14 protein-coding genes are annotated in these 13,200 nt (G+C 58.1%); 8 read left to right on the plus strand and 6 right to left on the minus strand.

The window, feature by feature from the left end; genetic code table 11:
- The first annotated feature begins 459 nt into the window (after nucleotides 1–459).
- From BLU89_RS10605 to BLU89_RS10620, 4 genes are all read left to right on the plus strand, one after another.
- Nucleotides 460–1,209 (plus strand): 5-oxoprolinase subunit B family protein, encoded by a 750-nt coding sequence (locus BLU89_RS10605; protein WP_143030561.1) that lies wholly within the window; start codon nucleotides 460–462, stop codon nucleotides 1,207–1,209.
- Complete coding sequence (locus BLU89_RS10610) at nucleotides 1,206–2,201, plus strand: 5-oxoprolinase subunit C family protein (protein WP_074736818.1); 996 nt, start codon at nucleotides 1,206–1,208, stop codon at nucleotides 2,199–2,201. Before BLU89_RS10605 ends, BLU89_RS10610 begins: the two co-directional genes overlap by 4 nt.
- Before the next feature lie 12 nt (nucleotides 2,202–2,213).
- Nucleotides 2,214–2,975, plus strand: a complete 762-nt coding sequence (locus tag BLU89_RS10615; RefSeq protein ID WP_074736819.1) for a LamB/YcsF family protein — start codon at nucleotides 2,214–2,216, stop codon at nucleotides 2,973–2,975.
- A gap of 129 nt (nucleotides 2,976–3,104) precedes the next feature.
- Nucleotides 3,105–4,352: a hypothetical protein gene (locus tag BLU89_RS10620; protein WP_074736820.1), complete on the plus strand. Its 1,248-nt coding sequence runs from the start codon at nucleotides 3,105–3,107 to the stop codon at nucleotides 4,350–4,352.
- Nucleotides 4,353–4,514: 162 nt separating this feature from the next.
- Here BLU89_RS10620 and BLU89_RS10625 read toward each other — a convergent pair whose 3' ends face one another.
- Together BLU89_RS10625 and BLU89_RS10630 are read right to left on the minus strand one after the other, a co-directional pair.
- Nucleotides 4,515–5,882: a D-alanyl-D-alanine carboxypeptidase family protein gene (locus BLU89_RS10625; protein WP_074736821.1), complete on the minus strand. Its 1,368-nt coding sequence runs from the start codon at nucleotides 5,880–5,882 to the stop codon at nucleotides 4,515–4,517.
- A gap of 280 nt (nucleotides 5,883–6,162) precedes the next feature.
- A complete protein-coding gene (locus BLU89_RS10630) occupies nucleotides 6,163–6,864 on the minus strand; it encodes an HAD family hydrolase (RefSeq protein ID WP_074736822.1) in 702 nt (233 codons plus the stop codon).
- A gap of 92 nt (nucleotides 6,865–6,956) precedes the next feature.
- Here BLU89_RS10630 and clpS point away from each other — a divergent pair, with 92 nt between their 5' ends.
- The 4 genes from clpS to hemF are packed head-to-tail and all read left to right on the plus strand — an operon-like array spanning nucleotide 6,957 to nucleotide 10,015.
- Entirely contained in the window at nucleotides 6,957–7,298 is a 342-nt protein-coding gene (clpS, locus tag BLU89_RS10635) for an ATP-dependent Clp protease adapter ClpS (RefSeq protein ID WP_074736823.1), read from the plus strand.
- A 26-nt stretch (nucleotides 7,299–7,324) separates the two neighbouring features.
- Nucleotides 7,325–8,287, plus strand: a complete 963-nt coding sequence (locus tag BLU89_RS10640) for a class I SAM-dependent methyltransferase (protein WP_074736824.1) — start codon at nucleotides 7,325–7,327, stop codon at nucleotides 8,285–8,287.
- A 37-nt stretch (nucleotides 8,288–8,324) separates the two neighbouring features.
- Complete coding sequence (locus tag BLU89_RS10645; protein ID WP_074736825.1) at nucleotides 8,325–9,125, plus strand: SDR family NAD(P)-dependent oxidoreductase; 801 nt, start codon at nucleotides 8,325–8,327, stop codon at nucleotides 9,123–9,125.
- 5 nt (nucleotides 9,126–9,130) lie between these two features.
- Nucleotides 9,131–10,015: an oxygen-dependent coproporphyrinogen oxidase gene (hemF, locus tag BLU89_RS10650; protein ID WP_074736826.1), complete on the plus strand. Its 885-nt coding sequence runs from the start codon at nucleotides 9,131–9,133 to the stop codon at nucleotides 10,013–10,015.
- 3 nt (nucleotides 10,016–10,018) lie between these two features.
- Here the strand turns inward: hemF and BLU89_RS10655 are convergent, their stop codons facing one another.
- The 4 genes from BLU89_RS10655 to modA all read right to left on the minus strand — a co-directional run bounded on the left by BLU89_RS10655 (nucleotide 10,019) and on the right by modA (nucleotide 13,136).
- Nucleotides 10,019–10,426: a hypothetical protein gene (locus BLU89_RS10655; RefSeq protein ID WP_074736827.1), complete on the minus strand. Its 408-nt coding sequence runs from the start codon at nucleotides 10,424–10,426 to the stop codon at nucleotides 10,019–10,021.
- Nucleotides 10,427–10,592: 166 nt separating this feature from the next.
- Nucleotides 10,593–11,690 carry a molybdenum ABC transporter ATP-binding protein gene (modC, locus tag BLU89_RS10660; protein ID WP_074736828.1) on the minus strand — a complete coding sequence of 366 codons (1,098 nt, stop codon included), beginning with the start codon at nucleotides 11,688–11,690 and terminating at the stop codon, nucleotides 10,593–10,595.
- Complete coding sequence (gene modB / locus BLU89_RS10665; protein ID WP_074736829.1) at nucleotides 11,687–12,379, minus strand: molybdate ABC transporter permease subunit; 693 nt, start codon at nucleotides 12,377–12,379, stop codon at nucleotides 11,687–11,689. Before modB ends, modC begins: the two co-directional genes overlap by 4 nt.
- Before the next feature lie 4 nt (nucleotides 12,380–12,383).
- Nucleotides 12,384–13,136, minus strand: coding sequence for a molybdate ABC transporter substrate-binding protein (gene modA / locus BLU89_RS10670; protein ID WP_074736830.1), 753 nt, complete (start codon nucleotides 13,134–13,136; stop codon nucleotides 12,384–12,386).
- Nucleotides 13,137–13,200 lie beyond the last annotated feature (64 nt).

A 13,200-nucleotide genomic window follows, 5' to 3' on the forward strand; every position in this document is an offset into this window, starting at 1 on the left:
GCCCACCGTCTCTCCGATGCGTCCAACCGTCTCTCCGGCCCGTCTCCACCGCCTCTCCGGTGCGTCACAAGCGCCTCAGCAGCGCCGGTGAAGGGCGTTCTATGCCTTACCCAAACAAGGCGCAAGAGAAAAAATGCGTTTGATGAGATTTTTTTGAGTGCTTAACGTTTATGTATTTAATTCAGTACTTTACGACACAAACAACAACCGGATCTCGCCGAACGCTGCGAAACCCAAGCTGCCAATCCCTGCGAATGGTTCAGCACGTTTCGGCACAGCCCCTATATATAGTGAGCACACCTGATCCAGCTACAAGACTCAACCGACTCGTTCACGCCTGGATGATTCATTTTAGCAGTAGGAATCGCGCCTCGCGCCAAAAGATCCGGGGTCTTGCGCATTTCACCGGGATGCGTTCAGGTCGCAGCATAGATCAGCCGAAGAGCTTACAGACCGACCATGACACACGTTCTCAATTTCCCCCTTGTGCGCACCGTTGGCTTTGACGGCCTACTGGTCACCTTTGCTGATACCATGACAGAAGCTTCGAACCGGGCTGCTCTGGCATTCCGCAGCGCGATAGAGAAGCTGGAACTGAGCGGGGTGCTGGAAACCTCGGCCTCGTTGGCGTCTGCTTATATCCGCTTTGACCCGACCCGCCTGCCCCATACTGACGTCGACGATCAGGTCATGCAGCTGTTGGATCAACGGGACTGGTACCGTGCTCCTCTACCCGACGGTCGGCGACTGATGCAGGTACCGACCGTCTACGGGACCGATCTTGCGCCGCAACTGGATGAGGCGGCCGCGGCAGCGGGGCTGTCAGCGGCGGACGCCATCGAAAGGTTGAGCCAAACACGTGTCCGGGTGCTGACCATCGGGTTTGCCCCGGGACAGCCCTATCTTGGCCCACTTGGGCCCGAATTCAACATTCCGCGCCTGAAGGAACTGACACCGATGGTTCCCGAGGGTGCGCTTGTACTGGCGATATCTCAGTTCGTGCTGTTCTCGGGGCCTACGCCAACTGGCTGGCGGCATATGGGGCAAACTGCATTTCGCTGTTTCCGCCCCGAGATGGCGCAGAGCTTTGCGCTCAACCCCGGCGATGAAATGCAGTTCGTGCCGGTCTCGCGCGATGAACTGGAAGGTATCCGCGCCACCTGCACTGACGGCAGCGGCGGCGCTACTTGCACGGAGATCCCCGCATGACCTTGACGGTTCATCGCATCGGGCCTGCCTGCACCATTCAGGATCAGGGTCGTACGGGATATCTGGATCAGGGACTTTCCCGCTCGGGCGCAGCCGACGGGCTGGCTTTGTTTGAAGGCGCGGCGCTGCTGGGTCAAAGCCCTGAATGTGCGGCATTGGAGATGGCGGGCATGGGTGGTGAATTCGAAGCGACCGCACTTACGACCATCGCCCTGACAGGAGCGCCGATGCAGGCCAGCATTGATGGCAGTCCAGTGGTCTGGAATGCCTCGCATCAGATGGAAGCGGGTCAGCGACTAACGATCGGTTCTGTCCTACAGGGAAGCTACGGCTATCTGCACGTGGGCGGCGGCATCGATACTGAAGTGTTTCTGGGATCGCGCGCGGCACATCTGACGGCCAGAATCGGTAAGGCAGTTCAGGTGGGGGATCGCCTGCCGGCCACCGGCGCCGGATGCGTGGGGATGAAGCTGCGCCCCGATGACCGGTTCTCGGGCGGGGTGTTGCGCGTGGTGGCCAGTTTTCAGACCTCATTGTTTGATGACGAGACGCTGATGCGTTTCACCCAAACCGATTTTCAACGGGGTCCAAGGGCCAACCGGATGGGGATGCAGCTGGACAGCGAAGGAGAGGGCTTTGCCGCCAAGGGACAGTTAAACATTCTGTCCGAAGTCATTACCCCTGGCGACATCCAAATGACCGGCTCCGGACACCCCTTTATCCTACTGCCGGAATGCCAGACCACCGGCGGTTATCCCCGTATTGCAACCGTCCTGCCCTGCGACATGCCTCGCGCAGCGCAGACCCCTCCGGGCGCGCGGGTCCGGTTCGAATTCGTCACGCTGGAACAGGCACTCGCGTTGCAGGCGGCATATGACGCCAATCTATCGCGCCTGCCCGGTCGCATTGAACCACTGGTTCGCGATCCGCATGACATTGCTGACCTGTTGTCCTACCAATTGATCAGCGGAATGATCTCTGCCACCGATTAAGGAGAATTGCCGATGCCCCACGTCGATCTGAATGCCGATATGGGCGAAAGCTTTGGCCCCTGGAACATGGGCGATGACGATGCTCTGCTCAAGATCATCACCTCGGCCAATATCGCCTGTGGCTTTCATGCCGGCGATCCGGATGTGATGGCCCGAACAATGGCGTTGGCGGCCGAGAACGGCGTGGGCATCGGGGCGCATCCCGGATTTCCCGACCTGCAGGGCTTTGGCCGCCGCAATATGAAAGTGCCGCATGAAGCTTTACGCAATCTAATACGCTATCAACTGGGTGCGGCGATAGGTATGGCCGCAGCGGTCGGCACAAAGGTGCGGCACCTCAAATTGCACGGGGCGCTTGCCAATATGTGTTCAGTTGATATCGACATGGCACGGGCTTGTTATCAAGGCGCACTGGATGTGGATCCGGATATCATCATCATGGTTCTGGCAGTTACCAAGCAGGAAGAGGCCGTGCGAGAACTGGGATGCAAATGGGTCGGTGAGATATTTGCTGACCGCGCTTACAATGATGATGGCACTCTGGTTGATCGTTCACTACCGCACGCAGTGATCCACGACCCCGCGCTTGCAGGGCCACGTATTCTAAACATGGTTCGCGAAGGCGCGATCATCACCGAATCCGGCAAACGGCTTGAGACATCGATCGATACGATCTGCCTGCACGGCGACGGCCCGACAGCGGTACAAATCGCGCAGTCCGTGCGCCAGAACCTGATCGAAGGCGGTGTCGAGGTGACAAAATTCATCCGCTAATCACATCACCGTAACTTTGGCCCCCCAAATCCAGACTGTTGCCCGCACAGGCTCCAGCGCCTAGCATGGCCACAAGTGCATGTTCTGAATGTCACAATTCCAAGCAATGCTGCGCAAGGAGATGAGCCAATGTCTTTCGACCTGATGTCCTATGAGCCCCGGGGCGACAAGAAGAATTCAGACTTCTTCGCCGAATACCTGCCTAAGATCTATGAGCGCCGTATCAGTTCGGGTATCGCGGATCAGGTCGGTGCAATGCGGGCAATCGTCATGCAGGTCGAAACCAACGCGCTGTTCGACACTCTGGTCGAACTTTATGTGATGACACCCTATCGCCACACGGCCAGCTATCTTGGCCAAACACACAAGTTCGCAGTGATGCATTCGCATACCGATTACCCAGCGCTGATCTTGATGGCCCCGCTCAGTCCGAGTTTTGAGGATTTCATTCCCCGCATCAACCGCATGTACCCGCTGGCGCGCAACACACCGCAAACCCGTTATGTGGGTGAAATCTATGGTGCAACCGACCTGAAAGCGCTGACCGAAACGCTGGAGGATCAGAATATCCGATTCGAATATTCTGGAGACACCGAAAATCCGTTCTACACGCTCGACGGATACCGCTTTACGACGCCTTCGGATTTCACCTGCAATCGGGCGGGCTATTCCATCCATGACTTCAATGATACCGACAGCCTTGGCCTCGGCGATCGTGTACTGCTTAGCGACGCTGAGCAAACCCGGCTGGATCAAGCGGCGGCATTTGGTGCGGACAGCAAGATCTCATCCCTGATGCTAGGTGTCGACCACCTTGCCACCCGCGTTCTGGCAGGTGAGCGTGAGGATGCGATCCTCGAGTTTCTGACCATGGTTCCTTATTACTTTTGGGGGGCGTACAACATCTTCGATATGAACTCGTCAACCAATGTGAACCGCAATGCCAACGTGGATGACGACAAGAAATCTCCTGCCAAGGTCTTTACCGCGAACAACACGCCATCCTTCGTGAACTCCTTCGCCAAACTGCCTATGCCGACCGAGGATTTTGTCCGCAATTTCGGACGTCGGCTGCACCACATGGCGATCGAGATTCAGGACGGCGATCATGGCGCGGGCGAAAAGAATGTCGATTTCGTGGTCAACACGCTCAAAGACGAAGGCGTGCCGTTTCTGGCGCATGTGGTGGGAGAGTGCAAAGACGATCCGAACCTGAAACAGATCTTCTCGAAGCACTCGAAAAACACGCTGCTGATCACCGAGTACATCGAACGTTGTCACCACTACGACGGCTTTTTCACCAAGGATAACGTCGCGGCCCTGACCGCCGCAGCCGGTCAAGACGAGCAGTATCAGCACGGCCACGTATTCGATTAAGGTATTTTGCGTCTAACCAAATCTGGCTCATGGGAATACGCGCTAGACCAAAGAGTGAGGCAGCGTATCTACAGGCAAATCAAGTTCAAAACGACCTGTGTAAAAAAAGGGGCTGCGAGATCATCGCAGCCCAGATCCATCCAGGAGAGAACATGTCGGGTCTTATGATGGCCCGATCATGAAACAGGTGACATTTCGTGCCTGCAGCCGGCGACATGCCAGATCGGCCTGTTCGCGGGTCATGCCTTGAAATGTTGCATCAAAGCCGCGCGAGTTCTGGTTGACCTTACGCAGTGTGCCTTCGAGCGTGGTCATCTCTGACAGGGCGGTTTTCAACAAAATCTTCTCGGCCTCATACCGCGTGGTGTATCGGCCAACGTTGACACCCCATAGATGCCCGCCCGAAGTAGATAGCCGGGTGACAACCTCGGGTTCCGGCTCGGGCTGAATGGTGGGACTAGCCGATGCCAGAACCAGATCTTCACTTGGCGCTGCACCATTCGAGGGCGCGATGTCTGCGGCCGCAATAGCAGCAGCAATACCATCCTGAATCCGGGACTTATCCTTTTCAGCCGTTGCAGCAACCGATCCGGCAACCTGAACCGTTGCACCCGCCACAGGGCGCAGCACCGGGCGCAGGCTCTTCTTGGGCGGACCCACCTGGGCAACCTGAACCGTGCCCAACCCAGCGTTCCCGGCATAGGTCGGGCGGGCAGGTTTGCGGATGGGCGCGCGCGAGGGCGCGCGGCGGAAGCCCATATCCAACAATTCAGCAACACGGGCGTTGCGCGAAGCACCGGATTTGCCGCCAAATACAGTGGCAATGATGCGTTCATCCTTGCGCTTGGCCGAGGCGACCAGATTGAACCCTGCGGCGCGCGTATAGCCGGTCTTGATTCCATCGGCGCCCCGATACGCTGCCAGCAGGCGACGGTTGGTGTTTGGAACGGTCTTGATCCCGGCATGAGTCGATTGGCGCGAGAACAGGTTGTAATATTGCGGATAATCATAAAGCAGGTGGCGGCCCAGCTCGGTCATATCCCGCGCAGTCGACAAATGACCCGCTTCGGTCAGGCCATGGGCATTCTTAAAGGTTGTCCGACTCATACCCATCGCCTTAGCGGTACGGGTCATGCGGCGGGCAAACGCCGCCTCGGAACCGCTCAGCGCGATACCGATGGCCGTAGCTGCATCATTGGCCGATTTCACCGCTGCCGCCCGGATCAGATAGCGGAATGCGATTTTCTGACCGCTGCGCAGGCCCAGCTTGGAAGGAGGCTCTGCTGCTGCGGCCTTGGTGATGCGCACCTGTGTGTCCAAGGTTATCTCACCATTCCGCACCGCCTCGAACGCGATGTAGAGCGTCATCATCTTTGTCAACGATGCCGGGTGTAGCCTTGTGTCGGCATTACGGGAATGCAGCACCTCTCCGGTGCGCGCGTCGATAACCATGGCCGCATAGGGTGCCGCCAAACCTTTCAATGGTGCAAAAACAAGCAGCCACAGAAATGCCATAATGAATAAGCCCATTCGGGCCGGAACTGTCCGCCGAATCTGCACGATTTTTGCCTCTGTCTGCCTCGCGCTGCCGGGTTTTCCCGGTCAGCATTTCTTATTTTGATAACCCTCAGGCTAACACAGAGACCGGCTTAAAGAAACTGAAAGCTGCAGGTTCGAAGATTACATACCCTCACAAATCGCGCTACATATGGTGGATAACTCCAACCCGAACACCATAACGGCGATTGCGCCGAAAATCAGGCAAGCTGCGCCATCGAATTTTCTGCAACTGATGTGAAACGGCAACAGGTCACGAAATCCGGGCTACCAGCGCCGCAAGATCACCAAGATCATGCAACTCGCAGAACCGTGGATTGGTGGTCGGAGTCTCCGCCTTCTCGATTTCCCACACCAGCCCATGGGGAACATACACGCCCCAGCACCCCGCATCGATTGGTGCCACCACATCCGAGCGCATCGAGTTCCCGACCATCATAGAAGCCTCTGGCCCATCCCCATGCTGCGCAAATATCGACGCATAGGTCGCCGCCGTTTTTTCGGTCACGATCTCAACGCCGTCAAACAGATCACCCAAGCCCGATTGGGCCAACTTACGCTCTTGGTCGATCAAATCGCCTTTGGTGATCAACAGAACCTTATGTGTCCCGGATACCGCTTCGATCGCGGCGCGCGCATGAGGAAGAAGTTCAATCGGATGGGCCAGCATCTCCTGGCCTGCCTCGATGAGTTGGCGGATCACGCGGGCCGGAACGCGGTCCTCGGTCACCTCGATTGCAGTTTCGATCATCGACAGGGTAAAGCCCTTGATACCATATCCATAGTGGCGAATGTTCCGCGTTTCGGCCTTCAGCAGCCGATCCATCAGATGATCACGATCGGCATGATCAGCCAGAAGTTCGGCAAAATACTCCTGTGTCAGCTTAAAGAAGCGCTCGTTATGCCAAAGGGTATCGTCGGCATCGAACCCGATTGTGGTCAGCTTGTCCTGCATCGCAATTCCGTCTGGTTGCTCTTTTCTCCGGCCACAGTGACGTTATATAAGCCGTGAAACAAACCGAAGCCTGAATCGGATTCTCTCAAGCAATGCTCGAAGACCAATGGACGATGTCTGACAAACCGGACGAGGGCGACGAGACGTCGATCCTTGTCCAGACGCGTCCCAAAACCAAGCGCCCACCGCTGTATAAGGTCCTGTTGCTGAACGACGACTATACCCCGATGGAATTCGTGGTTCACGTACTCGAACGATTCTTCGGCATGACCCATGCGCAGGCTTTCGAAATTATGCTTATCGTTCACAAAAAGGGCGTCGCCGTTGTCGGTGTATTCAGCCACGAAATCGCAGAGACCAAAGTGGGTCAGGTGATGGATTTTGCCCGTCGGCATCAGCATCCGCTGCAATGCACAATGGAACGCGAAGAATAACACGCCTCCGCAAACCGGGTTTACCCATGTCCTCTCGCCTCAACCTTGCACTGAACAGCGGGCTCAGCCTGTCACAACCGCTGACGGTGCTAGCCCCAACCGCTGATCACGACCTTTCAGACCTGCCGCGCGAAACGCAGGTGGTGCAGCCGTTCAAGCCATTCCACGATCATTTTTCTGCCCAAGGCTTTGCGGTGATCCCGGAAAGCCACGACCCCTGTCAGAATGCCATCGTTTTTCTGCCACGCGCCAAGGCTCTGGCGCGTGCTCTGGTGTATCAGGCTTGCAAGCGCGCCAGTGGAGTGGTTGTGGTGGACGGCGCCAAGACTGATGGCATCGACAGCCTGCTGAAAGACATCCGCAAACGCGTGGTGGTCGAGGGGCCGATCTCAAAAGCGCATGGCAAGATCATCTGGTTTCCGTCAGATGCTACAGCCTTTGCCGACTGGGCTGCACCCAAGACGCAGATGGCGGATGGTTTTCAGACTGCACCCGGCGTGTTTTCCGCCGATGGGATTGATCCGGCCTCGGCGCTTTTGCTGAAGTCGCTGCCAAAGAAGCTCGGCTCCCGTATCGCCGATCTGGGTGCTGGCTGGGGATTTCTGTCTGCCAACCTGATCAACGATTCGCTACGCAGCCTGCATCTGGTCGAGGCGGATTATACCGCCCTGACCTGCGCCCGCGTTAATGTCAGCGCCGCTTGCGCACAATTTCACTGGGCGGATGCCACAATATGGGCCGCACCTGAACCGCTGGACACGGTGGTAATGAATCCGCCCTTTCACACTTCTCGCAGCGCCGATCCTGCCTTGGGTCAGGGCTTTATTGTTAGCGCCGCCCGCAACTTGAAACGCACCGGCAGCCTGTGGATGGTCGCCAATCGCCACCTCCCTTATGAAGCCGCGCTCGGCACCGCATTCGCCCAGGTCCAGGAAGTGGCCGGGGATAACAGGTTCAAGGTTTTCCACGCCTCTCGCCCTAAGGCGTAAGGGCAGTTAACCTGCGCCAGAACTCAGGAGGATTCGCATGTCCTTTTCAATCGCGGGCAAGACCGCAATCGTCACCGGCAGCGCCAACGGCATCGGGCTGGCCATTGGGCGTCACTTCGCGGATGCGGGCGCCAATGTCATGTTCGCGGACATGGACGAAAAGCGCCTGACAGAAGAGCTGGGTGAACAGGCCGATGACAGCAACATCCGTTATTTCGCTGGCGATTTGCGCGAAAAACTGACCATTGCCAATCTGCTCTCGGCCACACTGGATGCGTTCGATCAGGTTGATATCCTGATCAACGGCGCGCGACAGGTGATCCAGTCGGACCCGTTGGATACGGATGACGACACTGTGCGCACACTACTGAATCAGAACCTGATGCCCGCGCTGAGGCTCAGCCAGCTGGTCGCGAAACGGTTCATCAAACAGGCCGATGGAAATGACGAAAGCCCCGCAGGGTCGATCATCAACCTGTCCTCGATTGCGGCACGGCGGACCCATCCCGATCTGATGGCCTATTCCGTCTCGACCGCCGCGCTGGATCAGATGACCCGTTCGTTGGCCGTTGCTCTTGCCCCGAACCATATCCGCGTGAATTCGATCGCGCTGGGGTCGGTGATGAGCGCCTCATTACAATCCACACTCAGGGAAAACCGCGACTTCCGCGATGACATCGAAAAGCATACTCCGCTGGCCCGCATCGCCGCCCCGAACGAACTGGCCGAGACTGCCCAGTTCCTCGCATCGGACGCGGCCGGGTTCATGACTGGGCAAATCCTGACCATTGATGGCGGCCGGACCTTGCTGGACCCAGTTGCGGCCCCGGCCCATTGATCCACATGTTTGATACTGAAAAGAAAACCGCCTCTGTATGGTTCCGCCAGTTGCGAGATGAAATCTTTGCAGCTTTCGAAGCACTGGAAGACAGCCACAGCTCGGGCCCGTTTTCGGACACTCAACCGGGTCGGTTCGAGGTAAAGGAAACCACGCGCCAATCCGAGGATGGTTCGGATGCTGGCGGCGGATTGATGTCGGTCATGCGCGGCGGGCGTGTGTTCGAAAAAGTGGGCGTCAATATCTCAACCGTCTACGGTACGCTGGGTGTGCGGGCACAGAACGCAATGGCGGCGCGCAAGGGTATTCCCGGGATGAAAGATGACCCACGTTTCTGGGCGTCTGGCATCAGCCTTGTCGCGCATATGCAGAACCCGCATGTGCCCGCTATACACATGAACACGCGGATGTTCTGGACCCCTCATGCCTGGTGGTTCGGCGGCGGATCAGACCTGAATCCCTGCATCGAGTATGACGAGGATACCTTGCATTTTCATGCGACCCAAAAGGCCCATCTGGACTCGCACGGGGCCGGGCATTATCCGCGCCTCAAGGAATGGGCAGATGAGTATTTCTATATTCCCCATCGCAAGCGTGCGCGCGGTGTTGGTGGCATCTTTATGGATGACTATTGCACCGGCGACTGGTTGGCGGATTTTGCGCTGACCCAGGACATCGGTCGCGCCTTCCTGCCCGCCTTTTTGCCCTTGGTCGAAAAGCGAAGGGTGCAGAAGTTTGACGAGACCGACAAGAACACGCAGCTTATCCATCGTGGGCTCTATGCCGAATACAATCTGGTCTATGACCGGGGCACAAAGTTTGGACTGGAAACCGGGCACGACCCGGATGCAGTGCTGATGAGCCTTCCACCATTGGCTAAGTGGATCTGATAATCAGAAATCCGGATTGATGTAATTGTCCCGGCAATAACCCTGCGCCGTCCCTGCCGACATATTGGCACCCAACTTATCGACCGTAACGGAATAGCTTCGACCGGTATCGCCACCCTCGGGCGGTGTCAGCGAGAACTGCACTGTTCGGACACCCCGCTCATAGGGCTTTGAGACATAGATGCGCTGTTTGCTTGGAATCCCCAATGTCCGGATCGCATAGTCTCCGATCCCGCACCAATAGGTAACGGCTGCTGAACTTCCGATGCCCACAACCTCATAGGTTCCATCCTGCAGCGGCGTCACCTTCGTTCGAAACGCGGGCCGTATGCCCAAGCCAAAGCCGATACCCTGCGCAACTGCGGGCGCCGCAATAATCGTTGCCAGGCAGAGAGATATGAAAAAACGCATCCGAAACACCTTATTGCAATACATGATCCGGACCAAAACGGCATCGGATCAATCAAGACGATACCAAAACAATATAGTCGCCTCGGGCATAACGTCTATCTCAACCCGGCCCATGCCCTTTTTACCGAATATGTGGCGCGCAATGGTTTGAGAAACAGCGCCGCCCTTAAGGTGCCACGACCCGCCCGCCGACATCCTGCGGCGCCAGAGCGACCGTCTTGATGACCGCATAACATGGGCTACCTTGCCGTAAACCCAGCGCCGCGACCGAGCGTCGGGTCACGCGTGCCAACACCATCCCGGCCGGAGTTCTGACCGAGACGATCGCGCCCGGACCCTCGCCTGCTCGGATCGTATCCACCTGACCTGAAAGCACATTCAACGCCGACAGTCCCTCGGGTCGCCTGCTCGACAGGATCACCTCTTGCGCCGGGATGCGAATGCGCAATTCATCCCCGATCCTATGGGGAATTCTGGGCAGGAACAGCCGTTCACCACCGGCCTCAAGCTCAGACAATCCGTCATCATGATGCGCAGCAACCCGGACCTGCAACACGGCACCGACCGCGCGCACCCCTGCAGGGGCAACCGATGGGTCAGCCAGCACTTCGGAGGCCGGACCATGCCGCACAACCCGCCCGGCCTGCAGGGCCACCACGGATGTTGCCAGTCGGGCAACCTCGGCTGCCGAATGGGTCACATACAAGATCGGAACCGAGACCTCATCCCGCAGTCGCTCAAAGTAAGGCAGGATTTCTGCCTTGCGCGCGTCATCAAGCGCCGCCAGAGGTTCATCCGCAAGGATCAGGCGTGGGCTCGCCAGCAGGGCACGACCGATTGCAACGCGCTGTTTCTCGCCGCCCGACAGCATCGCAGGGCGACGGTCCAACAGATGGCCAATACCCAGCATCTCGATCACCCGGTCCGGACTTTCCCGCCGTGCCCCGCGCGGGGCAAACCAGCGACCATAGTTCAGATTCTGGCGCACGGTCAGATGCGGAAACAGGCGGCCTTCCTGAAATATGTATCCCAGACGTCGACGATGCGGCGGCAGCCAGATGCCTTGTCCGGTGTCGAACAAAACCCAGTCATCCACCGCGACGCGCCCGGCTGCGGGGCGCAGCAACCCGGCCACAGCGTTCACCACAGTCGTCTTACCCGAGCCCGAGCGTCCGAACAGAACCGTCACGCCCGAAGGCGCATCGAAATCCAAATCCAGCGCCAAGTCCGAAAGTTGGTGTTGCAGGCGGATAGACAGGCTCATGATCCAGCCACCCGTTTGGCGACACGCCTGCCGACATATTCCGACAACAGCAACGCGCTCATCGCGATGACGATTGAGATAATGACCAGTCGGGTCGCCGCCGCCTCGCCTGCGGGCACCTGCAGGAACGCATAGACCGCTGAGGGCAGAGTCTGCGTCTGGCCGGGAATGTTCGAAACAAAGGTAATCGTGGCTCCGAACTCTCCCATTGCTTTCGCGAAAGCCAGAATCGAACCCGCGATGATACCCGGCAGGATCATTGGCAGCGTCACGGTGCCAAAGACCATCAAACGCGAGGCCCCCAGCGTGGCCCCGGCCTGTTCCAGCTTGGGATCTACCGCCTCGATCGACAACCGAATGGCCCGCACCATCAGTGGAAAGGCCATAATCCCGGCAGCCAGCGCGGCCCCGGTCCAGCGGAAGGCAAAAACAATACCAAGCTCGGCCAATGGCCCACCCAGCGGCCCCTGAATGCCAAATGTCAGCAGCAACAAATAACCGGTGACCACCGGCGGCAGGATCAATGGCAGATGCACCAGCCCATTCAGCACCTGCCGTCCCGGAAAACGCCAGCGCGCCAACGCGTAGGCCACAAATATCCCAAAGGGTAACGTGACCAGAGTCGCCCAGAACGAGACGCGAAGCGACAGGCGCAAGGCCTCTATCTCTGCCGGTCCCAGCCAACCCATCGAATCACCCTTCTGGCAGGGAGAACCCCTGCCTCAGAAATTCCGCCTGCGCCTCGTCGCCTTGCAAATAAGTCAGAAACGACAGCGCTTCAGGCCCTGACGATATGGTCAGGGCGGCCGGATAGATGATTGCCGGGTGAAACTTTTCGGGGATTGTGCCGATCACGCCAACGCGATCCTCGGCAATGGCATCCGATCGATACACGATCCCCAAAGGTGCTGCCCCCGTTGCCACCAGCGCCAGCGCAGCGCGCACATTATCCGTTTGCGCAATCTGGCCCTCAACGTCATTCCACAAGCCCAGGTTTTGCAATGCTGCCTTGCCATAGATCCCCGCGGGCACAGCGTCGACCAGGGCCATTGCCAGATACCCACCGTTCAGACGCGTGATCAGATCGAGACCAACCGCAATCTCGGTCGGTTCAGTATCCTGCGCCCCAATCAGAACCAGCCCATTCCCCAACAAATCCACGCGCGAAGCAACCTCGATCAAGTCTTCGCCCTGCAGTACATCCATCCAATCCTCATTGGCCGAGATGATCAGATCCGCCGGAGCCCCCGCCTGTATCTGTCGCGCCAGCACCGAGGATGCGGCGTACGAGATCGTAACCTCATGCCTGGTCGTGTCCTCATACCCGGCAGCAATCTCATCCAGCGCGGTCTTGAGGCTGGCGGCGGCGAACACCAGTACACCCTCGGCCCGAACCGGAGCTGTAAAAAGCGCGCAAAAGGCCAGAGCCGCGATCAGACAGCGCATCTTGTGCCTCCGGTTCAGAAGGTTGCAATCCCTCTGGGCATATCGGAGGCACCACGGGGCAGGC

This window comes from Ruegeria halocynthiae (assembly GCF_900106805.1).
Classification (GTDB): Bacteria; Pseudomonadota; Alphaproteobacteria; order Rhodobacterales; family Rhodobacteraceae; genus Ruegeria; species Ruegeria halocynthiae.